A 22,655-nucleotide genomic window follows, 5' to 3' on the forward strand; every position below is an offset into this window, starting at 1 on the left:
AGGGAAATCACCATGAAAGCAGAAGCCATTATGTTGAATCCAAAAGATAATGTCGTTACGGTTGTCAACGGGGCAAGCGCGGGGCAGACCGTCCACTACTTCAAGGGCTCGGAGCTCTGCTCTGTCACCACCACGGAGCAGATCCCTCCCTGTCATAAAATCGCAGTGGCCCCCATTGCCAAGGGCGCTCACGTAATCAAATACGGTGAAATCATCGGCGGCGCCCAGGTGGACATCGGCGTGGGCAGCTGGGTGTCCCACCTGAACATTGACAGTCTGCCCCGCGACTACTCCAGTGAGCTGAGCGAATAAGGAAAGAGGGAGAATTGACTATGAACTTTATGGGTTACAAGCGCCCTGACGGCACCGTGGGTATCCGCAATCACGTGTTGATTCTGCCCACCTGCGCCTGCGCCAGCGAGACCTGCCGCGTCGTTGCCTCCCAGGTAAACGGCTCCATCAACGTGATCAACAACTCCGGCTGCGCAGAGGTCAAGGGCAACGAGGAGATGACGCAGAAAATTCTGATCGGCTTTGCCGCCAACCCCAACGTCTACGGAGTGGTGGTCATCGGCCTGGGCTGCGAGAATGTCTCGCACCAAAAGCTGCGGGAGAGCATCCAGAAGGTCACCAACAAGCCCATCGTCTCCTACGGCATTCAGGAAGCGGGCGGCACCATCCGGACCATTGAAAAGGCCGTCCGCTCTGCCCGGCAGATGGTGTCGGACGCCTCTTTGGTCAAGCGGGAGCCCTGCGACATCTCCAGCCTGATGATGGGCATTGAGTGCGGCGGCAGCGACGCGACCAGCGGCTTCGGCGCCAATCCCGCCGTCGGCAACCTCAGCGACCGCCTTGTGGACCTCGGCGCCTCCACCATGATCTCCGAGACGATCGAATTCGTGGGCGCCGAGCACATTCTGGCCCGGCGGGGCGCCACCAAGGAGATCCATGATCAGATCATCAAAATCTGCCGGGATTACGAGGCGCACCTTGCTGCTGCCGGGCAGGACTGCCGTCACGGCCAGCCCACGCCGGGCAACAAGGACGGCGGTCTCTCCACCATCGAAGAGAAATCCCTGGGCTGCATCTACAAGGGCGGCACCCGCCCCATCGTGGAGGTCGTTATGGAGGGCGAGCGCCCCACCAAAAAGGGCGCCATCGTCATGGACTCCCCGGGATACGACATCGCCTCCGTCACCGCCATGGTGGCCGGCGGCTGTCAGGTGGTCGTTTTCACCACGGGACGCGGCACGCCCACCGGCCACGCCATCGCTCCCGTTCTGAAAGTCACCGCCAACCGCGCCACATTCCAGAACATGATCGACAACATGGATATCGACGTCAGCGGCGTTACTGAGGGCGAAATCAGCATCGAAGATGCCGGCGCCGCTATGCTGGACGAACTGCTGGAGGTGTGCAACGGCAAAACCACAAAAGCAGAGGCCTTTGGCTTCTCCGACATTGCCATTGACCGCATCTGCCGTTTCATCTGATATACAGAAAGCCGCGGAGCCTGGGTCCTGCCCGGGCTCCGACCCCCTTGTGGGGTGTGATTTTTTAAGGGGAGGTATTTGTTTATGAGCGAAAAATGGCGCAACGACAAATGGTTTACCAGCAGCTGGAACTTTTCCAGCCAAGTAACCGAGGGGCTGAACTTTTCAGATCATATCAAGCTCCATGACGTGACGCTTCGGGACGGCGAGCAGCAGGCGGGCCTGATTTTCGATTACAACCAGAAAATTGCTTTGGCAGAAAAAATGTCGGAAATGGGAATCCACCGCATCGAGGCCGGCATGCCGGCTGTGTCCGAGCAGGACCGGCAGGTAATCGTGGATCTGGCCAAGCGAAGCGATATCAAAAGCGAGATCTTTGCATTTGCCCGCTGCATGGTGGACGACGTCAAGCGGGCCGCTGACTGCGGAGTCAAAGGTGTTGTTATCGAAATCCCCTGCAACGAGGAAATGATCACCAGCGCCTACGGTTGGACCATGGATCGGGCTCTGGAGCTGTCGATCAAGGCCTCTCTTGCAGCCAAGGAAGCAGGTCTGTATACGGTTTTCTTCCCCATCGACATGACCCGCGCCTCCATGAACTGGTCTCTGGACCTGCTGGAGCACGTGGCGGCCAACGGCCACATGGACGCTCTGGCCATCGTGGACACCATGGGCGTTCTGGCTCCTCACACCGTGCCGCATCTTGTTCACGCTGTAAAGGCCCGCATCCCCAACAAGCCGGTGGAACTGCATTTCCACGACGATTACGGCCTGGGTGCCGCCAATACCATCATGGGTCTGGCCGCCGGCGCCGATGTGGCCCACACCACCATCGGCGCCGTGGGAGAGCGGGCCGGAAACGCACCTTATGAGGACGTGGTCCTGTCCCTGCTGACGCTGTACGGCGTGGATCTGGGGCTGGATTACAGCCAGATCTATCCCCTGTCCAAGCTGCTGCGCAGCTTCTCCGGTCTGCAGATCCGGGGCAACCGGGGCATTACCGGCGATACCGTCTTTGATATCGAGTCCGGCATCGTAGCCGACTGGTATGCGAAAACCCACCAGAGCAATCCTTTGATTACAAATTCCTACCTGCCCTCCCTGACCGGCCACCCGGACAGCCAGGTGGTGCTGGGCAAGCATTCCGGCATTTCTTCCATCGACTGCTGGCTGGCCGCACGGAAGATCGACCTGACCGCCGAGGAAAAGCGGCTCCTGGTAAGCGATGTCAAGGCCCGGGCCTATGAAAAGCACGGTCTGCTGGACGAGGCGGACTTTGACCAGTTGGTAGCCAAATACCGCTGACACAGTGCAGCGCCTCTGGTAAAAGGAGCTGAAGAACATGAAACTTCTCACCTGTAACATACAAGGAGCAGAGCAGGTCTGCGTGCTTTCCGCCGATGAGCGCACGGTATATCCCGTTCAGGAACTGGGGTTTTCCGACGCCTCCATGAATGATCTGATCCGGAGCTTTACTCCGGAAAAGCGCAAGGTCCTGGAGGAAACCGCCCGTCAGGGCCACCCGTGCGGAGTCCCTCTGTCGGATACGCAGCCCTGTGCGCCCATTCCGCACCCGGTTGGAAACGTGATCTGCCTGGGAGAAAACTACATGCGCCACGCCGAGGAATCCTATCGCTTTCAGAAGGTGGATTACCACGGCGAACAGCCCTATGCAGTCTACTTTGACAAGAAGGTCCTCCGGGCCGTGGGAGACGGAGAACCCATTGACGGCCATCTGGATTTTGTCACCAAACTGGACTACGAGTGCGAATTAGCCGTAATTTTAGGCAAGGATGCTCTTCACGTCTCTCCGGAAGATGTCCACGAGTACCTATTTGGATACAGCGTTGCCAACGATGTCAGCGCCCGGGATGTACAGTATCGCCATAAGCAGAATTTTCTGGGGAAAAGCCTGGACTCCTTCTTTGCCATGGGACCGGTTATCGTCACTGCCGACCAGTTCCCCTGCCCGCCTGCGCTGCCGATCCGCTGCTATGTCAACGGGGAACTGCGCCAGGACAGCATTACCAATCAGGTGTTTTTCGATATCCGCCATATTGTCAGCGAGCTCTCCCGCTGCATGACCTTGCCCGCCGCTACAATCATTATTACCGGCACGCCTGCGGGCGTCGGGATGGGCATGGAGCCTCCCTGTTTTCTAAAAGAGGGCGACGTGATCACCTGCGAAATTGACGGCATCGGCCGTATCACCAACACCATCCGCTCCGGCTCCGCCGGTTGAGCCGCTTACCTGCGGCTTGCCGAACCATGCAGGAACCTCTTTCAGAAAATAAATTCAGCATAAGAAGAGGCCGCCTTTTTGGCGGCCTCTTCTTATGCTGTTTGTTGTTTACCGGAAAGTGCTTCCCCCGTCACAGCCCCTGAGAGTTCTGACGGCGGGCAGGCAGCTTCCGCCGCCAGATGGAGGGGGCGAACAGCAGCAGCATGGGGAAGATCTCCAGCCGGCCCGCCAGCATGTCAAAGGACAGCAGCAGCTTGGAGAAGGGGGAGAAGTCCGCGAAGTTGCCCATGGGGCCCACCACCTCCAGCCCCGGGCCGATGTTGTTGAGGCAGGAGGCCACGGCGGTGAAGATGGTCACCAGGTCGAACTCCTCCAGAGACAGCAGCAGGCAGGAAACGGTGAATACCAGCAGGTACATGGTGAGAAAGATATACACGCCCCGGGTATTCCGCTCCGGCAGGACCTTGCCCTCAAAGCGGGTGGTAGTGACTGCATTGGGGTGCAGCATCCGCCGCATCTCTCCCGCAGAGCTGCGCACCAGAATCACCAGCCTGGCAACCTTGATGCCGCCGCCGGTAGAGCCGGCACAGGCGCCAATAAACATCAGCGTCACCAGAATCGCCTTGGAGAAGGTGGGCCAGGTGTTGAAATCCACCGTGGCATAGCCGGTGGTGGTAATGATGGAGGAGACCTGGAAGAAGGCGTGGCGCAGGCTGGTGCTCACGAGCCCGTACATGTGGACGATGTTGCAGGTGATGGCCGCCACCGACACCGCCACCACCGCCAGGTATGTCCGCAGCTCCTCCGACCGGAACACCTCCCGGAATTTCCGGGTGAGCAGGAAGTAGTAGAGATTGAAGTTCACGCCGAAGAGCAGCATGAAGATCCCGATGACAATGTCGTAATAGGCGTTGTTGTAGGCGCCCACGCTGAGGTTGCGGCTGCTGAAGCCGCCGGTGCCGGCGGAGCCGAAGGTGTGGATGCAGGAATCGAACAGCGGCATGCCGCCCGCCAGCAGCAGCAGGATCTCGGCCACCGTCATCACCAGATAGATGCCGTAGAGGATCTTGGCGCTGTCGCTCATGCGGCTGACCAGCTTGCCCACCGAGGGGCCGGGCACCTCCGCCCGCAGCAGGTGCATGCCGTGGCCGTCCCCGCTCATGGGAACAATGGCCATGACGAACACCAGCACGCCCATGCCGCCCACCCAGTGGGTGAAGCTGCGCCAGAAGAGGATGCCCCGGTTCAGGCTCTCCACCTCCCGCAGAATGCTGGCGCCGGTGGTGGTGAAGCCGGAGACCGTCTCAAAGATGCAGTCCACAAAGCTCTCCATAGACCCGGAGATATAAAAGGGCATTGCGCCGAACAAAGACACCGCGATCCAGGCCAGCGCCACCACAGCCAGGCCGTCCCGGGCGTACAGAGAGGCCCGCTCCGGCCGCCGGCGTCCCAGAGGAAGCCCACACAAAATCAGCAGCGCCATGGGGATCAGGTATGGGATCCCGGACTCCCCGTACCAAAAGGCCACCGCCATGGGCAGCGCCAGCAGCGCCGCCTCCATCAGCAAGATCCGGCTGATGACGAAACAAATCATTCGATAGTTCAAGATATGCCCGCCTTTCCCGCCTTATTGCAGGATGTCCCGGATATCCTGGAGCCGGGTGTCCGTGGTGACGACAATCACATCGTCGTGCAGGTGCAGCGCATCGTCGCCGGAGGGAATGACGATTTTGCCGTTTTGCCGCACGATGCCCGCCAGCAGCAATCCGCTCTTGAGCTTCAGATCCTTCAGCGGAATGTTGACAAAGGGCACTTCCGCCGTGACGCTGAACTCCATGGCCTCCACCTTGCCCTCCACAATCCGGTGCAGGGTTTTGAGCTGGGTGCCGGAGGCGTTTTCCATGGCCTTGACATACTGGAGGATCAGCTCCGTGGTGACGGAGCCGGCGGAGACCACACTGTCGATCATACTCTCGGCGGACACCAGGTCCACCAGGGACTTGCGGTTGATCTTGGCCACTACCTTGCAGCCGCTGGTCTGCTTGGCGGCACTCATGGCCATGAGGATGTTGGCCTCGTCGATGCCGGTGATGGCCACAAAGGCATCGGCCTGCTCGATCCCCTCCTCGTGAAGCAGCTCACTGTCGGCGCCGTCGCCCACGATCACCAGAGCCTTTGGCAGCAGCTCCCCCATACGGATACAGCGCTGCTCGTCCCGGTCGATGATCTTCACATCCATTCCCATCTCGATCAGTTCGGAAGCCAGATAATAGCAGATCTTGCTGGCGCCCACGACGATGACGGAATTGGCCCTGGCCCGGAACACCCCCAGGTGCCGGAAAAACTGCTCCAGCTCGCTGGGAGAAGAGGTGAGGTAGATCTTGTCGCCGGTGCGCAGCTGGAAGTCGCCGGAGGGGATGATGGTCTCCTCCTTTCGGGCCACGGCGCAGATCAGAACCCGGACCTTGAGGCTGCGGTACAGGTCCGAAAGACGCACTCCGTCCAGCTTGCTGTGCTCCGTCAGGCGGTACTCCACCAGCTCCAGCCGACCCTTGGAAAAGGACTCCAGCTTCATGGCGGCTGGGAAGCGGAGCACACGGGCGATCTCACGGGCAGTGGCCTTCTCCGGGTTGATGGCCATGGAGAGGCCCAGCTCCGTGCGCATGAAGCGCAGCTGCTTTTCATACTCCGGATTGCGGATGCGGGCAATGGTGTGGTGCACGCCCAGCTTCTTGGCCACAAGGCAGGCCAGAATGTTGATTTCGTCGCTGGAGGTGGTGGCAATCAGCAGATTGGCATGAGCCACGTCCGCCTCCTGCTGCACCTGGTAGCTGGCGCCGTTGCCGCATACCCCCATGACGTCGTATACATTAATAATATTCTCCACCAACTGGTCATCTTCGTCCACCACGGTGACCTTGTTGTCCACCGACAGCTGCTTGGTCAGCGCCAGGCCAACCTTCCCGATGCCCACGATGACGATTTTCATGTCTTTGTCCCCATCCTCTATCGATCACACTTCCAGCCGCAGCAGTTTTGCTGCGGCGGAGGCCCACAATGGGCTTACGATGCATTATAGCGAAACTTCCTGGAAAAAGAAATAGTTTTTTCGATACTTGTCGAAATAATAACGCCCTGCTGCCGCCGCCAACAGAGCTCCCGCCTTTTTTTCGGGTTGTTCCAAATTTTGCTTGACAAACGGCCCGCCTTCACATACAATAGCCCTGTTATTTTAGTTAAAGAATTTTAATTAAAATAATTTTCATATTTTGTCGACATAAGGAGAACCACAATCATGGAATTCGAGAAAGTACGCGATATTATTGTTGAAACCCTGGGCTGCGACGCTGAGCAGGTGACTCCGGAGGCCTCTCTGGCCGACGATCTGGGCGCTGATTCCCTGGCTTCCGTGGAGCTGGTGATGGCTCTGGAGGAGGCCACCGGCATCCACATTGACGACGCCGACGTCGCCAACCTCAAGACTGTGAACGACATTCTCACCTATCTGAGCAGCCATAAGGAGTAATTCTTCGCCCGCCGGGGGATCCCTCCGGCGGGCTGCTTTCCGTGAAGAAAGGAACCATCATGACCAACGAAGAGATCTATGACCTGATGGACCGCTTCGAGCGCAGCGCGCTCCAGAGCCTGAAGCTGTCCCGAGAGGGCTTTTCCATAGAGCTGTGCCGGGCGGCCCCCGCTCCGGCGGCTCCCGTTTTCGCCGCTCCTGCGGCGCCTGTTTATGCCGCGCCCGCGGCCCCCGCTCCGGCGGCTCCCGCCGCTCCCGCGCAGGAGGAGATGAGCGCCGTCACCGCTCCCCTGGTGGGCACCTTCTATGCCGCTCCGGCGCCGGATCAGGCGCCCTTCGTGGCAGTGGGCGACCGGGTGAAGAAGGGCCAGACCGTCTGCCTCATCGAGGCCATGAAGATGATGAGCGAGGTCCCCGCCCCCTGTGACTGCGTCATCGAGGAGATCCTCAAGGACAGCGGTGCGCTGGTGTCCTTCGGGGAGCCTCTGATCCGTTACAAGCCATGCTAAAGCGGGTATTGATCGCCAACCGGGGCGAGATCGCCCTGCGGGTGCTGCGGGCCTGCCGGGAGCTGGGCATCGAGACGGTGGCCGTGTACTCCCAGGCGGACGCGGAGGCGCTCCACGTCCAGCTGGCAGGCCAGGCCGTATGCATCGGCCCGGCCAAGGCCGCCGACAGCTACCTCAACCAGACGGCTCTGCTGACCGTGGCCAAGGCCACCGGCTGCGACGCCGTCCACCCCGGCTATGGCTTTTTGTCTGAGAACGCCGACTTTGCTGAACGCTGCGCCGCAGAGGGACTGATCTTCATCGGCCCCTCCGGGGACGCCATCCGCAAGGCCGGCTCCAAATCCGCCGCCCGGGAATTGATGCGCGCTGCCGGCGTGCCGGTGACCCCCGGCTCCGACGGGCCCGTGGCCTCTGTGGAGGACGCGCTGGCCGCCGCCGAGACCGTGGGCTATCCGGTGCTGCTGAAGGCCAGCGCCGGCGGCGGCGGGCGGGGCATCCGCCGCTGCGACCGGCCCGAGGACCTTGCCGCCGCCTACGCAGAGGCCAAGGCCGAGGCCCAGGCCTGCTTCGGCAACGACGAAATGTATCTGGAGAAGCTGGTGCTGCGGCCCCGGCACATCGAGTTCCAGGTGCTGGCCGACAAGTTCGGCCATGTGATCCACCTGGGCGACCGGGACTGCTCCGTCCAACGCCGGAACCAGAAGCTCATCGAGGAGGCGCCGGCCTGGTGCCTGACGCCCGCGCTGCGGGAGAAGATGGGCGAGGCCGCCGTGAAGGCGGCGAAGGCCGTGGGCTATGAGAACGCCGGCACGGTGGAATTCCTGCTGGATCCGGACATGGAGCACTTCTATTTTATGGAGATGAACACCCGCATCCAGGTGGAGCACGGCGTCACGGAGCTGGTGACCGGCGTGGACCTGGTGCGCCAGCAGCTGCGGATCGCCGCGGGGCTGCCCCTGCGGCTGCGGCAGGAGGACATCCGCCTGACCGGCCACGCCATCGAGTGCCGCATCAACGCCGAGGATCCCTCCCAGAACTTCCGCCCCTGCCCGGGCAAGGTGGACTTCCTCCACTTCCCCGGCGGCCCCGGCGTCCGGGTGGACTCCTGCCTGTACAGCGGCTGCGAGCTCTCCCCCTACTACGACTCCATGGCCGCCAAGATCCTTGCCCAGGGGGACACCCGGATGGGCGCCATCCGCCGGATGCGCCGCTGTCTGGAAGAGTTCACCCTGGAGGGCTTCCCCACCAACGCGGAGCTGAGCTATCAGATCCTATACCATCCGGAATTCATCCTGGGTGCCTGCACCACGGCCTTCCTGGATGAAAACCTGCGGTCGCTGCTGGACTTCAACCGCAAGCTGGACGAAAGCGAGGGTAAGGCATGAACAGCGTTTTTGCCAAGCGCCGGGCGCGCCTTCTGGCCATGAAGGCCATCCGGGGCAACCATATTCCCGGTGAAAAGGCGGTCACCTGCCCCAAGTGCGGGCAGGACAGCGACCGCAAGACCGTGGCCGGGAACCTGTCGGTGTGCCCCAAGTGCGGCTATCACTTCCCCATCGGCGCCTACTACCGTCTCAGCACCATCCTGGACCCCGGCTCCTTCAAGGAGCTCTTCCCCCGGTATCCCGCGGGGGATCCCCTGTCCTTTCCCGGCTACCGGGCCAAGCTCTCCGCCGCCCAGCACAAGACCGGCCTGAACGAGGCCGTGGTCACCGCCGCCGGCACCATCGGCGGCAGCAGGTGCGTGGTGGGCGTGCTGGACAGCCGCTTTTTCATGGGCTCCATGAGCGCCGCCGTGGGTGAGAAGATCACCCTGGCCATCGAATACGCCGCCCGGAACCGTCTGCCACTGATCCTGTTCGCCGCCAGCGGCGGTGCCCGGATGCAGGAGGGCATCCTCTCCCTGATGCAGATGGCCAAGACCAGCGCGGCCCTGGCCCGGTTCTCCGAGAAGGGCCTGCTCTATATCTCCGTTCTGACCGACCCCACCACCGGCGGGGTCACCGCCAGCTTCGCCTCCCTGGGCGACATCATTCTGGCGGAGCCCGGGGCCCTGATCGGCTTTGCCGGCCCCCGGGTCATTCAGCAGACCATCGGCCAGACGCTGCCGGAGGGCTTCCAGCGCGCGGAATTCCAGATGGAGCACGGCTTCGTGGACGCCGTGGTCCCCCGGGACCAGATGCGCGAGACCCTGATCCGGCTGCTGCGCCTGCACGGAAAGGGGGAGCGCTCATGAACGCCGCCTTGACCGCCGCCGAGCGGGTGGCCATTGCCCGTCACCCCCAGCGGCCCAACATCAGCGATTATATCGGCGCCCTCTTCACCGATTTCTTTGAGTGCAGGGGCGACCGCCTCTGCGGCGAGGACGCCGCCATTCTGGGCGGCGTGGCGCTGTTCCACGGCCGCCCGGTCACCGTCATCGGCACCCGCAAGGGCAAGACCCTGGAGGAAAACCTCCAGTGCAACTTCGGTATGCCCAACCCCGAGGGCTACCGCAAGGCCCTGCGGCTGATGCGCCAGGCGGAGAAGTTCCGCCGCCCCATCATCACCTTCATCGACACCTCCGGCGCCTATCCCGGCCTGGAGGCCGAGGCCCGGGGGCAGGGCGAGGCCATTGCCCGGAACCTCTACGAGATGAGCCGCCTGACTGTTCCGGTGGTGGCCGTCATCACCGGCGAGGGCAACAGCGGCGGCGCACTGGCGCTGGGCGTCGGAAACCGGGTGCTGATGCTGGAAAACGCCGTCTACGCCATCCTCTCCCCCGAGGGCTTCGCCTCCATTCTCTGGAAGGACGCGGCCCGGCACGCCGAGGCCTGCGACCTGATGAAGCTGACGGCCACGGACCTCAAGGCTTTGGGCGTCATCGACGATATCATCCCGGAGCCGGAGGGCGGCGCCCATCTGTCCCCGGCCATCACCTTCCGCCAGGTGGACCGTTTCCTGATGCGGAGCCTGATAGAGCTGTCCCGGGAGAGCGGGGCTGCCTTAGCTTCCCAGCGGTACCAGAAATTCAGAAAGATGGGAGCGGCGGCTCCCAAGGAGGACCTATGAACGGAATCAAAATCAGGGGCACCGGCCGCGGCGTCCCCAGCAAGGTGGTCACCAACGCCGACATGGCCAAGATCGTGGAGACCAGCGACGAGTGGATTACCACCCGCACCGGCATCAGCCACCGCCACCACCTGGCGGAGGGCGAGACCATCACCGACATGACGGTCCTGGCCGCCCGCCGGGCTTTGGAAAATGCCGGCGTCACTCCCGACCAGATCGGCGCCTGCGTGGTGGCTACCCTGACGGCGGACACCCAGGTGCCCTCCGCCGCCTGCCGGGTGCAGCGGGAGCTGGGCCTGCCCCACGACACGGTCTGCTTTGACCTCAACGCCGCCTGCACCGGCTTCCTCTACGCCCTGCACACCATGGAGTGCCTGCTAGGCGCCTCCGAGCGCAAGTTCGGCCTGGTGATCGGCGCCGAGAACCTCAGCCGCATCACCAACTGGGCCGACCGCGGCACCTGCATCCTCTTCGGCGACGGCGCCGGCGCGGTGGTAGTGGAGTGCAGTCCCGCCTACGAGTCCATCCACGCCTTCCTGGGCTGCCACGGCACCGACGAGATGCTGCGGGTCCCCGGCGTGGAGAAAGGCGTGCCCAGCCTGGTCTACATGGAGGGCACCAAGGTCTTTAAGTTCGCTGTGGAGGCGGTGCCCTACTGCATCGACCAGGTCCTTGCCCGCACCGGCAAGACCGTGGACGACGTGGACTTCTTCGTGTTCCACCAGGCCAACGCCCGGATCATCGACCTGGCCGTGCGGAAATACCGCATCCCCCAGGAGAAGTACTACAAGAACATCAACGAATACGGCAACACCTCCGCCGCCAGCATCCCCCTGGTCATCAGCGAGCTCCACGAGCAGGGCAAGGTCGGTCCCGGCTCCCGGGTCCTGGTGGTGGGCTTCGGCGGCGGCCTCACCTGGGGCGGCGCCCTGGTGGAGTTTGCATAAGGAGTGAGGACTATGAAAAAGCTCAATGAGATCCTGGGGACCGAGCTCCCCTTCATCCAGGGCGGCATGGCCAACATCGCCACCGGCGAGTTCGCCGCCGCCTGCTCCAACGCCGGCGCTCTGGGCATGATCGCCACCGGCGGCTGGGACGGCGACCGCCTCCGCAAGGAGATCCGCCGGGCCAAGGAGCTGACGGACAAGCCCTTCGGTGTGAACCTGATGCTGATGAGCCCCTACGCCGACGACATCGCCCGCATCATCCTGGAGGAGGGCGTAAAGGTGGTCACCACCGGCGCCGGCAACCCCGGCAAGTACATCCCCGCCTGGAAAGAGGCCGGGATCAAGGTCATGCCCGTAGTGGCCGCCGCGGTGCTGGCCAAGCGGCTGGAGCGCTACGGCGTGGACGCCATCATCGCCGAGGGCACCGAGTCCGGCGGCCATGTGGGCGAGATGACCACCATGGCCCTGGTGCCCCAGGTGATCGACGCCGTCAGCGTGCCCGTGGTGGCTGCCGGCGGCATCGCCGACGGCCGTCAGGCCGCCGCGGCCTTCGCCCTGGGCGCCTGCGGCATCCAGGTGGGCACCTGCCTGCTGGCAAGCGAGGAGTGCCCCATCCACGAAAACTACAAGCAGGCCATTTTGAAGGCCAAGGACTCCGACACCGTGGTCACCGGCCGTTCCATCGGCGGTCCCGTGCGGATTTTGAAGAACAAGATGGCCAGGGAGTACCTGGCCCTGGAGAAGAAGGGCGCCTCCCTGGAGGAGCTGGAGAAGGTGACCCTGGGCGGCCTCCGGCGCGCCGTGCTGGAGGGCGACGTGGAGATGGGCAGCGTCATGAGCGGCCAGGTGGCCGGCATGCTCCACGAGATCAAGCCCGTGGCCCAGATCTTCCGGGAACTGTATGAGGGCGGCCAGGCGGTGCTGAAGTCCACCGCGGCGGAATGGAGCGCAGAGTGATGAAACTGGGTTTTTTATTCGCCGGTCAGGGCAGCCAGCACGCCGGCATGGGCGCGGACCTCTATGAGCAGTACCCCGCCTTCCGCGCCGTCTACGACAGCGCCGAGGTGGATTTCGACCTCAAGGAGGTCTCCTTTACAGACAGCCAGGGCCTTATCAACCAGACCCGCTACACCCAGCCCTGCATGGTGGCCTTCGCCGCCGGTCTCACCGCCGTACTGCGGGAGAAGGGCATCGTGCCGTCTGTGGCGGCGGGCTTGTCCCTTGGCGAGTACTCCGCCCTCCACGCCGCCGGCGTCTTTGACGCTGCCACCGCTGTGAAGCTGGTGGCCTTCCGCGGCAAGGCCATGGAGGAGGCCGCCGCCGGGCGGGAGAGTGCCATGATGGCCGTGCTGAACCTGGACCGGGCGCCGCTGCAGGATGCCTGCGACGCCGCCTCGGACCTTGGCTGCGTGGTGATCTGCAACTACAACTGCCCCGGCCAGCTGGTCATCGGCGGCGAGAAGGCCGCCGTGGAGAAGGCCGCCGCCCTCGCCAAGGAGAAGGGTGCCCGCAGGTGCCTGCCCCTGAAGGTCAGCGGTCCCTTCCACACCCCCCTCATGGCTCCCGCCGGGGACGCCCTGAAGGCGTATTTTGAAACCGTCTCCTTCGCCCAGCCCCGGATCCCCGTGATCTTCAACTGCCTGGGCACCGTAAAGGACGACACCGTCACCATCCCCGAGCTGCTGGTCCGGCAGGTCCAGAGCAGCGTCTATATGGAGGACTCCATCCGCTCCATGGCCGCCATGGGCGTGGACGCCATCGTGGAGATCGGCCCCGGCAAGGCCCTCAGCGGCTTTGTGAAAAAGACCGCACCGGAGGTGCCGGTGGTGGCCGTGGAGACGGCCGCCGACGTGGAGGCCCTGCCCCAGACCCTGGAGGGCCTGATGAAAAAGGAGGACGCATAAATGGATTTTACCGGTAAGACCGCGGTGGTCACCGGCGGCAGCCGCGGCATCGGCCGGGCTGTGTGCCTGGAGCTGGCCAAGGGCGGCGCCAACGTGGTGCTGTGCTACGCCGGCAATGAAGCCGCCGCCGCTGAGACCGTCTCCGCCTGCGAGGCCCTGGGCGCCAAGGCCCTGGCCGTCAAGTGCGACGTGGCCGACGGCGAGCAGGTCAAGGCCCTGATGGACGAGGCCGTGAAGGCCTTCGGCCGCATCGACATCCTGGTCAACAACGCCGGCATCACCCGGGACGGCCTCCTCATGATGATGAAGGAGGCGGACTTTGACTCCGTCATCAGCGCCAACCTCCGGGGCACCTTCCTGTGCATGAAGGCCGTGGCCCGGACCATGATGAAGCAGCGTTACGGCCGCATCGTGAACCTCAGCAGCGTGGTGGGCCTCCGGGGCAACGCCGGTCAGGTCAACTACGCCGCCAGCAAGGCCGGCGTCATCGGCATGACCAAGTCCCTGGCCAAGGAGCTGGCCTCCCGGGGCGTCACCGTCAACGCCGTGGCCCCCGGCTTCATCGACACCGACATGACCGCCGCCATGCCCGAGGCCGCCAAGACCGCCACCCTGGCCTCCATCCCCATGCAGCGCCTGGGCGCGCCCGAGGACATCGCCAAGGCCGTGGCCTTCCTGGCCAGCGACGGCGCCGCCTACATCACCGGTCAGGTGATCGCGGTGGACGGGGGCATGGCGATGTAACCTGTCCAAGGGGGGACTGCGTCCCCCTTAGACGCTCCGCCGGACAAAGTCCGGCTCCGCTGAGCCCCCTCACGCCCGCACGGCGGGCGTGTCGCTGCGGCGGGCAGAGGAATTCCGCGGGAAGTGAATTCCCGCGGAATGACCGGTCGCGGCGAAAATCATTAAAAATCCTTGATTTGCCGGAGGCAAGTCAACTGGGAAAACCTACGGTTTTCCCCCAGCCCCCTTTCCCTTTTAGAGGAACGCGGGGCAGTTACCTGTCACTTCAATTCTATTTCGGAGGTACACTATGGAACGACGCAGAGTCGTCATTACCGGTATGGGCGCCGTCACGCCCCTGGGCCTCACCGTGGCCGACACCTGGCAGGCCGTGCGGGCGGGTCAGTGCGGCATCGGGCCCATCACCCAGTTCGACACCACGGACATGAAGGTCAAGCTGGCCGCCGAGGTCAAGGACTTCGTGCCGGAAAACTATCTGCCCAAGCCCGAGGCCAAGCGCATGGGCCGCTTCACCCAGTTCGCCGTGGTGGCCGCCAAGGAGGCCATGGCCGACGCCGCCTTCACCCTGGCCGAGGGCGAGGAGGACCGCTGCGGCGTCATCGTCTCCAGCGGCATCGGCGGCCTCAGCATCACCGAGGCCGAGCATGACAAGGGCGCGGAGAAGGGCTGGGACCGGGTCTCTCCCTTCTACATCCCCACCGCCATCTGCAACATGGCCGCCGGCCAGATCGCCATTCACACGGGCTTTCGGGGCATGTGCTCCTGCCCGGTGACCGCCTGCACCGGCGGCACCAACGCCGTGGGCGACGCCTTCCACTACATCCGGGACGGCTACGCCGACGTGATGCTCTGCGGCGGCACCGAGGCCACCGTGACCCCTCTGGCCATCGGCGGCTTCACCTCCATGAAGGCCCTGAGCCAGGCCACGGATCCCAACCGGGCCTCCATTCCCTTTGACGCCGAGCGCAGCGGCTTCGTCCTGGGCGAGGGCGCGGCCATCCTCCTGCTGGAGGAGCTGGAGCACGCCAAAAAGCGGGGCGCCAAGATCTACGCGGAGTTCGTGGGCTACGGCGCCACCTGCGACGCCTATCACATGACCGCCCCCAGAGCCGACGGCTCCGGCGGCGCCAAGGCCATGGCCATCGCCATTGCCGACGCCGGTGTTCAGCCGCAGGACGTGGACTACATCAACGCCCACGGCACCTCCACCCACTTGAACGACGCCGGTGAGACCGCCGCCGTCAAGGCCGTGTTCGGTCCCCACGCCCACGAGCTTGCCATCAGCTCCACCAAGTCCATGACCGGCCATATGCTGGGCGCCGCCGGCGCCGTGGAGGCGGTGATCTCCGCCATGGCCCTGCACGACGGCTTCATCCCCGCCACCATCCACTATGCCGTGCCCGATCCCGAGTGCGACCTGGACGTGGTGCCCAACACCGGCCGTGAGCAGGCCATCCGCTATGCCCTGTCCAACTCCCTGGGCTTCGGCGGCCACAACGGCAGCATTCTGCTGAAGAAGTGGGAGGCGTGACCATGGAGCTCAATTCCAATCAGATCGCGGAGATCCTGCCCCACCGCTACCCCTTTGCCCTGGTGGACAAGATCACCGACTACGAGCCCGGCCAGTGGGCCAAGGGCATCAAGTGCGTCACCGTCAACGAGCCCTTTTTCTGCGGCCATTTCCCCCAGTTCCACGTCATGCCCGGCGTGCTGATCCTGGAGGCCATGGCACAGGTGGGCGGCGTGGCCATCCTGTCTCTGCCGGAAAACAAGGGCAAGATCGCCCTGTTCGGCGGCGTGAAAAACGCCCGCTTCCGCCGCAAGGTAGTGCCCGGCGACGTGCTGGAGATGGAGTGCGTACTGACTAAGCGCCGGGGCCCTGTGGGCATCGGCGAGTGCAAGGCCGTGGTCAACGGTCAGGTGGCCTGCACGGCGGAGCTGACCTTTGCCATCAGCGCGGAGTAAGGCTCCCGCAATCAAACGCCATGGGAGAGGGCGCGTTATGCTGAAATACGCCTTTTTTAATGTGTATACCAAATTCAAACTGCATTTTTATCAGGAGATCTTCCAGCGCTTCCAGAGCCGGGAGGCCAGCCTCACAACAGTGGAGACCTTCTGCATGGAGAGCATCCAGGCCCTCGGGACCCCCACGGTCAACGAGTTCGCCACCTTCATGCGGATCTCGCCGCCCAATGCGGCCTACAAGGTCAACAGCCTGGTGAAAAAGGGCTACATTGAGAAGATCCAGTCCCCGGAGGACCGCCGGGAGTACCACCTGCGGGTCACCCAAAAATACGTGGACTATTACGACATCAGCCCCGCCTACATGCTGGAGGTCATGGACCGCATCTCCCGCCGCTTTCCCCCGGCGGACTGCGCCAAGCTGGAAGAGATGCTGACCATCATCAGTCGGGAACTGATGCCGGAGGTGGACATCCCGGAGATCGCAGCTTCGGGCAAATAGGCACTTTGTAAAGCGGAGACGCGTCTTTTGGCGCGTCTCCGCTTTTTGACTCAAAACAGTCCCTCCGGGATGCGGACATCCTCCCTCGGCACCTTGTCCCAGTCGAAGTCCGCCAGCAGCGCCCAGGTGCTCTTCGGCGCGGCGGAGGGATTGAACCCGGCCAGATACGCCAGCTTGCCCAGGATCTCCTCCGGCGCCGCCCGCTCCCGCAGCACATCCAGCCCCGCGTCTGCGTCCCGTTTGCTCAGCCGCCGCCCGTCCGGGGCCAGCAGCAGGGGGAAGTGGTAAAACTCCGGCGCCCGCAGTCCCAGCAGCCGGTACAGCAGCAGCTGCCGGGGCGTGGAGTCCAGCAGATCCGCTCCCCGGACCACCTCTGTGACGCCCATGGCGGCGTCGTCCACCACCACCGCCAGCTGATAGGCAAACAGCCCGTCGGACCGCCGCAGCAGGAAGTCTCCGCACTCCGTATCCAGCCGCTGCCGCTGCGGGCCCATGTGTCCGTCCCGGAAAGCGATCTCCTCCGCCGGCACCCGCAGTCGCAGGGCCGGGGCCCGTTTTTTGGCCCGCTCCGCGGCCTCGGCGGCCGTGAGATCGCGGCAGGTGCCGGGATAGACCGTCTGGCCGTCACTCCTGTGGGGCGCGCTGGCGGCATGGAGTTCCGCCCGGGTGCAAAAGCAGGGATACACCAGCCCCATCTTCTCCAGCGTTTCCAGCGCCGCCTCATAGACCGCCGTCCGCTCGCTCTGGTAATAGGGTCCGTCCGGTCCCTCCGCTCCGGGCCCCACGTCCCAGTCCAGGCCCAGCCACCGGAGGTCCGCCTCCATCTGCCGGGCATAGCGCTGTGGGCAGCGGGCGGTGTCCAGATCCTCGATCCGCAGCAGGACCCGTCCGTCCTTCTGCCGGGCGCTGAGCCACGCCAACAGGCAGCACAGGATATTTCCCAAATGGATGCGCCCGCTGGGTGACGGCGCAAATCTTCCCAGGCACGTCATGGATGAACCTCCTCTTGCATTTTTCCCATTATATCCTCCTTTTTTGTTCCCGACAACCCCTGTCAAAAGGCCCCTGCTACCAAAACTGCTACCAGCGCCACCGCCGGAAACCCTTGCGGCTCTAAGGCGTTTTTCCGCACATTTCTGTTGGTAGCACTTTTTCCCCGAGAAATTGCTACCAGCGGACGTCCTTTTCCCTGGGCCGCAGGCGGCAGCGGCAATATGCCCGGGGATGTATACGCCTCACTTGACTGGTTTTTGCAACTTTTTCGGTAAAATTTAAAAGGAGGAAATCCTACCATGAAGAAGTTCCTTTCTCTGGTTCTGGCTCTGGTGATGGCCATGTCTCTGGTCACCGTCAGCGCTGGCGCCAAGGACTTCACGGACAGCGATTCCATCAGCGGCGAAGACTACGCTGAGGCGATCGACGTGATGTCCGCCCTGCAGATCATCGATGGCTACGAAGGCGGCGCCTTCCAGCCCCAGGGCACCCTGACCCGCGGCGCTGCCGCCAAGATCATTGCCTGCATGATGCTGGGCAAGACCACCGCTGAGGCTCTGGGCAACCAGGCCGCTCCCTTCAAGGACGTGCCCGTTGGCTCCACCTTCGCCGGTTACATTGCCTACTGCGTCGAGGCCGGCATCATCGACGGCTACGCTGACGGCACCTTCCGTCCCTCCAACAAGCTGACCGGCTTTGCCTTCCTGAAGATGCTGCTGACCGCTATGGGTTATGACAGCAAGATCGAGGGCTTCACCGGCACCAACTGGACCGTGAACGTGGCCCGCCGGGCCATCGAGAACGGCCTGACCAAGGGCAACGACAACTTCGTTGGTACCGCTCTGGCCACCCGTGAGGAGGCTTGCCTGTACGCTGTCAACACCATCAAGGCCACCCTGGTGGAGTATGAGAACAAGGGCTCTTCCATCGTCATCAACGGCGTTGAGATCAGCCAGGGCGCTTCCTCTCCCAAGGTCGTGACCTCCGGCAACGCCTCTCAGGCCACCTCCATCAACGAGCGACAAGTACACCGGCACCGGTCAGCGGCGCTGGCCGGCACTCAGCACCTGCACCGTCGAGTTCGGTGAGAAGTACATGCCCAAGCTGTCCCTGAAGGACGGCAGCGACGATTTCGTCCGTTCCAACCACACTTGGAACTACGATGGTAAGAAGATCGGCACCTATGCTGAGACTGCCGACCTGACCTACAACAAGAAGGTCGCTTCCGACACCATCTATGATGATCTGGGCCTGACCTCCACGGTCGTTGCTGAGCTCTATCTGGATGGCGTTCGCCAGGCCGACTTCACCGTTCAGAACAACAACACCACCAAGACCGGCGACACCGGCCTCCTGACCCAGGTCTGGAAGGGTGGCGCTTTCAACGACGCCGGCGTGTGGGTCACCACCGTGAAGATCACTCAGGTCCACTACTATGTGGGCGATGTGGTCTCCAAGACCGCTGCCACCAAGACCAAGGACGCCTATGTTACCATCGCCGCCCGCGGCGAGCAGGGCTATCCCGCTGGCAACTTCTACACCGAGGACTTCAAGACTGATGATGTTGTGATCTACAACTACACCCGGATGTCTGGCATCGCTGCTGACAAGCGCGTCCAGAACGTGGCTGTGGCCGAGACCGCTACCGGCACTCTGTCCAGCTTCACCTCTGGCGACAGCGCCACCGTGGGCGGCACCAAGTATGATTACAGCTGCACCATCGCTCGCGAGGCCGCTCAGGCTTCCATCAACACCGATGTGACCGTGGTCCTTGATCCCTTCGGCTATGCCATCGACGTGGACGGCAAGACCGATGAGAACTATGCCGTGGTCCTGGATTACCACAAGGGCCTGCACTATGAGGCCACCCTGCTGTTCGCTGACGGCACTGTGAAGGACGTTGTTCTGAACAGCGCTTATGCCGGTGGCACTGTTGGCGGTAATAACTTCGTGGGCGACATCGTGGCCTACACTCTCAAGTCCAGCGACCGCTACGCCCTGACCGAGAAGGCCGACGCTGGCAGAGCCACCGTGGCCATCAAGAACGGCGACTACACCTTCGCCTATGGCGCCACTACTGCGAACCGCTACGCCAACGGCAAGACCATCTTCCTGGTCAAGACCGTGGACGCCAACGGCAACGCTCTGTACAACGCCTACGAGGGCATCAAGAACGTTCCCTCCGTCACCGTGAAGACCGCTTCTGTTGCCACCGTGTTCTGCAAGAACGGCGACGCTTCTCTGCCCGCTACCGTGGTGTATGTGGATGCTACCGCGAAGGATACCACCGTTCTGAATCCCGCTTCCGACGTTGTCTTCCTGAAGGGCAACGACGACAGCTACACCTATGACAGCAGCATCGGTACCTACTATCAGTTCGAGGGCACGCTGAACGGCGAGCTGAAGAACGGCGACAGCAAGATCAAGACCAGCGATCACTATGTTCGCAAGGGCTTCTACAACCTGTATGACGGCGTGTCCTATGACGCCAACGGCGTGGCCACTCTGGTCCGCAGCACCGACGGCGTGGTCGAGGGCAAGGGCGTCTACAAGCAGCAGAACGACGTTCTGGGCACCATGCTCAGCAACGGCACCTTCAAGTACTACGCTGTTGCCTCCAACTGCTATGTGGTCCTGGTCAACGAGGAAGGCGACATCCAGACCGGCCTGACTGCTGGCTCTGTGGTCCAGGATGGCAATGATCGCGTCTTCTTCAAGCTGAACACCTCCAACGCCATCGCCTCCGCTTACATCGTGAAGGTTGCTGGCGAGGAGACCTCTGCCGCTTCTTACTCTGTCTCTGCCAAGGACGGCCTGGTCTACAAGATCGCCGGTACCGGCACCGCTTGGCTCTCCAGCCTGTCTGATGTGAAGGCCGGTACCACTATTCAGGTCCGCTCCACCACCGAGAAGACCACCCTGTCCAGCTCTGTTGTGACCCTGACCAAGGGCGCTGACGAGGGCAACTACTACGTTTACAGCTTCGCCATGCCCGCTCAGAACCTGTCCGGCAACGCTTTCACCAGCGCTACCGAGTACACGCTGACCGTCAAGGCCGCTGCTAACGACTGGACTGCCAAGGTCAACGGCGAGAGCAAGACCACCAATGGCACCGACCATACCGCTACCTTCACTGTGGTTCCCGGCACCTACACCGTGGAGCTGAGCAAGGCTGGTCAGGCCACCCTGACCAGAAGCGTCTCTGTCTCCGGCAATACCACTGCGGACTTCACCGTTGGCAACTACAACCTGGTTATCTCCAAGGTTCCCGCCAGCGTGACCGGTGCTGTGCTGACTGTGAAGAACGGCAGCATGACCGTTTACAGCAAGGACGTCTCCTCTGAGGCTTCTGGCTCTGTCACCGTTGCCCTTCCCGCTGGCACTTATTCCGTGGAGTTCACCGCTCCCACCTATGAGACCAAGACCGTTGCCAACGTGGCCGTGACCACTTCTGGCGGCACCGCCGCTCTGGCTGATTGGAATCAGGTTGCTTTCACCGGTCTGGTGGGCAACAACACCATCGTCCTGACCAAGGACGGCACCACTGCCGTTTCCTATGAGGCCAGCACTGCAACTCCCGCGCTGTATGTCCTGGGCACCGTCGCCGATTATGACTTCGCTGTTACCAGCAAGGACAGCGGCGTCGTGGTCGTGGGCGGCACCGGCGATGCGTCTGCCTCTGTCAACACCGTGAAGTTCTACAAGCTGGCTGCTCCCACTCTGGCTGATGGCGCTTCTTCCAAGACCATGCAGCTGACCGTGAAGGAAGCCAGCGGCTATACCGCTCCCGCCGCCGGCGACAAGCTGACCGTGGTGTACGAGCGCATGAACACCTCCGGCGACTGGATCACCGTCTACACCGAGACCGATGTGGCCGGTAACAAGTATGCCGCTGGTGCTGCTACTCCCGCTCTGGGCGATGCGTCTTCCGGTGCGATGTACCGTGTGACCGTCACCCTGAAGGACAGCACTGGCACCACCGTTCTGGGCACCGCTACTGCTACCCAGTATGTGACCCTGGGCGCCTGATCCCAGTCACAAGGTCATTCCCAGCCGACGGCTGAGAACTGAAAAAAATACCCCCGCGCCGAAAGGCGCGGGGGTATTTTCATTTCAGCATGCCGTGCAGGATAAATTTTCCTCCGGCTTTCAGCTTTCCGCCAGTCGTTGAACTGCGGAAAATCAGCTCATACAAGGTTGGGACTGTGCCGAATACGCTGTAACAGTCCCGAATGTAAAAACCTCCCGTGGAACTGTCGATGCTGAGGCAGTGGACCGGTGCAGTTGTACGGTCGTAGATCCGGCCGCACAGCAGCGCTTTTCCGCCGTTATTGGGCGCGGCTTTCGCCAGATATTCCACAGAAGCGGAGCCTCCCCCCAGAGACAGCTCCGTGTAATTGCTGAGGCCGGGCAGCTGCATCCATAACTCTCCGTCGCAGGCACTTTCTGCCAGAACATCCAGGTAGAGATAAGGCGTCATGTCCATGGAACGCATATTGATGGATATCTGTTCTTCATCCTCTGTTGTGATAATCTCGGCCAGCTTCACGTACAGGTCCCCGGTTTCCCGAGCCTCCGTCTCCGCGGCGATGGCGGCGGCATTGTCCGCCAGGGCCGTATCCGTTTTTTCCGTCAGGTCGTTGAAATCCGTCCGCAGGATGCGGTCGTCGCTGTCCCAGGAGGGCAGCTGATAATTGGTCGTTTGTCGCAAAATGAATACCCTCGCTTTCCATGTTTCCGCCGCGCCCGGGCGGGGGACCCGGAGCGGTGCGGGCGGCGCGC

22 protein-coding genes are annotated in these 22,655 nt (G+C 62.8%); 18 read left to right on the forward strand and 4 right to left on the reverse strand.

Annotation, left to right across the window (positions count from 1 at the left end; translation table 11 throughout):
* The first annotated feature begins 12 nt into the window (after positions 1-12).
* The 4 genes from ACVDHE_RS03550 to ACVDHE_RS03565 all read left to right on the forward strand — a co-directional run bounded on the left by ACVDHE_RS03550 (position 13) and on the right by ACVDHE_RS03565 (position 3,735).
* Positions 13-312: a UxaA family hydrolase gene (locus ACVDHE_RS03550; RefSeq protein WP_458885614.1), complete on the forward strand. Its 300-nt coding sequence runs from the start codon at positions 13-15 to the stop codon at positions 310-312.
* Positions 313-332: 20 nt separating this feature from the next.
* Positions 333-1,493, forward strand: coding sequence for a UxaA family hydrolase (locus ACVDHE_RS03555; RefSeq protein WP_458885615.1), 1,161 nt, complete (start codon positions 333-335; stop codon positions 1,491-1,493).
* 84 nt (positions 1,494-1,577) lie between these two features.
* Entirely contained in the window at positions 1,578-2,798 is a 1,221-nt protein-coding gene (locus ACVDHE_RS03560) for a LeuA family protein (RefSeq protein ID WP_458885616.1), read from the forward strand.
* 37 nt (positions 2,799-2,835) lie between these two features.
* Positions 2,836-3,735, forward strand: coding sequence for a fumarylacetoacetate hydrolase family protein (locus ACVDHE_RS03565; protein ID WP_458885617.1), 900 nt, complete (start codon positions 2,836-2,838; stop codon positions 3,733-3,735).
* 130 nt (positions 3,736-3,865) lie between these two features.
* On the opposite strand, the gene ACVDHE_RS03570 is transcribed toward ACVDHE_RS03565, so the two are convergent.
* Together ACVDHE_RS03570 and trkA are read right to left on the reverse strand one after the other, a co-directional pair.
* Positions 3,866-5,341, reverse strand: coding sequence for a TrkH family potassium uptake protein (locus tag ACVDHE_RS03570; protein WP_458885618.1), 1,476 nt, complete (start codon positions 5,339-5,341; stop codon positions 3,866-3,868).
* Positions 5,342-5,362: 21 nt separating this feature from the next.
* Positions 5,363-6,724, reverse strand: coding sequence for a Trk system potassium transporter TrkA (gene trkA, locus ACVDHE_RS03575; protein WP_213039678.1), 1,362 nt, complete (start codon positions 6,722-6,724; stop codon positions 5,363-5,365).
* Between the two features lie 306 nt (positions 6,725-7,030).
* On the opposite strand from trkA, the gene acpP reads away from it, so the two are divergent.
* The 12 genes from acpP to ACVDHE_RS03635 all read left to right on the forward strand — a co-directional run bounded on the left by acpP (position 7,031) and on the right by ACVDHE_RS03635 (position 16,880).
* On the forward strand, positions 7,031-7,261 hold the full coding sequence (gene acpP, locus ACVDHE_RS03580; RefSeq protein WP_213039679.1) for an acyl carrier protein: 231 nt from the start codon (positions 7,031-7,033) through the stop codon (positions 7,259-7,261).
* 41 nt (positions 7,262-7,302) lie between these two features.
* Positions 7,303-7,770: an acetyl-CoA carboxylase biotin carboxyl carrier protein gene (accB, locus tag ACVDHE_RS03585; protein WP_458885619.1), complete on the forward strand. Its 468-nt coding sequence runs from the start codon at positions 7,303-7,305 to the stop codon at positions 7,768-7,770.
* Positions 7,764-9,155, forward strand: a complete 1,392-nt coding sequence (gene accC / locus ACVDHE_RS03590; RefSeq protein ID WP_458885620.1) for an acetyl-CoA carboxylase biotin carboxylase subunit — start codon at positions 7,764-7,766, stop codon at positions 9,153-9,155. Before accB ends, accC begins: the two co-directional genes overlap by 7 nt.
* Positions 9,152-10,006 (forward strand): acetyl-CoA carboxylase, carboxyltransferase subunit beta, encoded by an 855-nt coding sequence (accD, locus tag ACVDHE_RS03595; protein ID WP_458885621.1) that lies wholly within the window; start codon positions 9,152-9,154, stop codon positions 10,004-10,006. Before accC ends, accD begins: the two co-directional genes overlap by 4 nt.
* Positions 10,003-10,821, forward strand: coding sequence for an acetyl-CoA carboxylase carboxyltransferase subunit alpha (locus tag ACVDHE_RS03600; RefSeq protein ID WP_418726045.1), 819 nt, complete (start codon positions 10,003-10,005; stop codon positions 10,819-10,821). The genes accD and ACVDHE_RS03600 overlap by 4 nt, the downstream gene beginning before the upstream one ends.
* Positions 10,818-11,768 carry a beta-ketoacyl-ACP synthase III gene (locus tag ACVDHE_RS03605; RefSeq protein WP_458885622.1) on the forward strand — a complete coding sequence of 317 codons (951 nt, stop codon included), beginning with the start codon at positions 10,818-10,820 and terminating at the stop codon, positions 11,766-11,768. Before ACVDHE_RS03600 ends, ACVDHE_RS03605 begins: the two co-directional genes overlap by 4 nt.
* A 12-nt stretch (positions 11,769-11,780) precedes the next feature.
* On the forward strand, positions 11,781-12,725 hold the full coding sequence (locus ACVDHE_RS03610) for a DUF561 domain-containing protein (protein ID WP_418726047.1): 945 nt from the start codon (positions 11,781-11,783) through the stop codon (positions 12,723-12,725).
* Positions 12,725-13,672 carry an ACP S-malonyltransferase gene (gene fabD, locus ACVDHE_RS03615; protein ID WP_458885623.1) on the forward strand — a complete coding sequence of 316 codons (948 nt, stop codon included), beginning with the start codon at positions 12,725-12,727 and terminating at the stop codon, positions 13,670-13,672. Before ACVDHE_RS03610 ends, fabD begins: the two co-directional genes overlap by 1 nt.
* Positions 13,673-14,416 (forward strand): 3-oxoacyl-[acyl-carrier-protein] reductase, encoded by a 744-nt coding sequence (gene fabG / locus ACVDHE_RS03620; RefSeq protein WP_458885624.1) that lies wholly within the window; start codon positions 13,673-13,675, stop codon positions 14,414-14,416.
* Between the two features lie 289 nt (positions 14,417-14,705).
* Positions 14,706-15,947, forward strand: coding sequence for a beta-ketoacyl-ACP synthase II (gene fabF / locus ACVDHE_RS03625; RefSeq protein WP_458885625.1), 1,242 nt, complete (start codon positions 14,706-14,708; stop codon positions 15,945-15,947).
* 2 nt (positions 15,948-15,949) lie between these two features.
* Positions 15,950-16,381: a 3-hydroxyacyl-ACP dehydratase FabZ gene (gene fabZ, locus ACVDHE_RS03630; RefSeq protein ID WP_213039689.1), complete on the forward strand. Its 432-nt coding sequence runs from the start codon at positions 15,950-15,952 to the stop codon at positions 16,379-16,381.
* Between the two features lie 37 nt (positions 16,382-16,418).
* A complete protein-coding gene (locus ACVDHE_RS03635; protein WP_458885626.1) occupies positions 16,419-16,880 on the forward strand; it encodes a MarR family winged helix-turn-helix transcriptional regulator in 462 nt (153 codons plus the stop codon).
* 50 nt (positions 16,881-16,930) lie between these two features.
* Here the strand turns inward: ACVDHE_RS03635 and gluQRS are convergent, their stop codons facing one another.
* Positions 16,931-17,872: a tRNA glutamyl-Q(34) synthetase GluQRS gene (gene gluQRS, locus ACVDHE_RS03640; protein WP_458885627.1), complete on the reverse strand. Its 942-nt coding sequence runs from the start codon at positions 17,870-17,872 to the stop codon at positions 16,931-16,933.
* Positions 17,873-18,172: 300 nt separating this feature from the next.
* Here gluQRS and ACVDHE_RS03645 point away from each other — a divergent pair, with 300 nt between their 5' ends.
* Positions 18,173-18,961, forward strand: coding sequence for an S-layer homology domain-containing protein (locus ACVDHE_RS03645; protein WP_458885628.1), 789 nt, complete (start codon positions 18,173-18,175; stop codon positions 18,959-18,961).
* A gap of 7 nt (positions 18,962-18,968) precedes the next feature.
* Positions 18,969-21,902: a hypothetical protein gene (locus ACVDHE_RS03650; protein ID WP_458885629.1), complete on the forward strand. Its 2,934-nt coding sequence runs from the start codon at positions 18,969-18,971 to the stop codon at positions 21,900-21,902.
* A gap of 79 nt (positions 21,903-21,981) precedes the next feature.
* Here ACVDHE_RS03650 and ACVDHE_RS03655 read toward each other — a convergent pair whose 3' ends face one another.
* Positions 21,982-22,584: a hypothetical protein gene (locus ACVDHE_RS03655; protein ID WP_458885630.1), complete on the reverse strand. Its 603-nt coding sequence runs from the start codon at positions 22,582-22,584 to the stop codon at positions 21,982-21,984.
* Between the last annotated feature and the right edge of the window lie 71 nt (positions 22,585-22,655).

Source organism: Dysosmobacter sp. Phy (assembly GCF_054476235.1).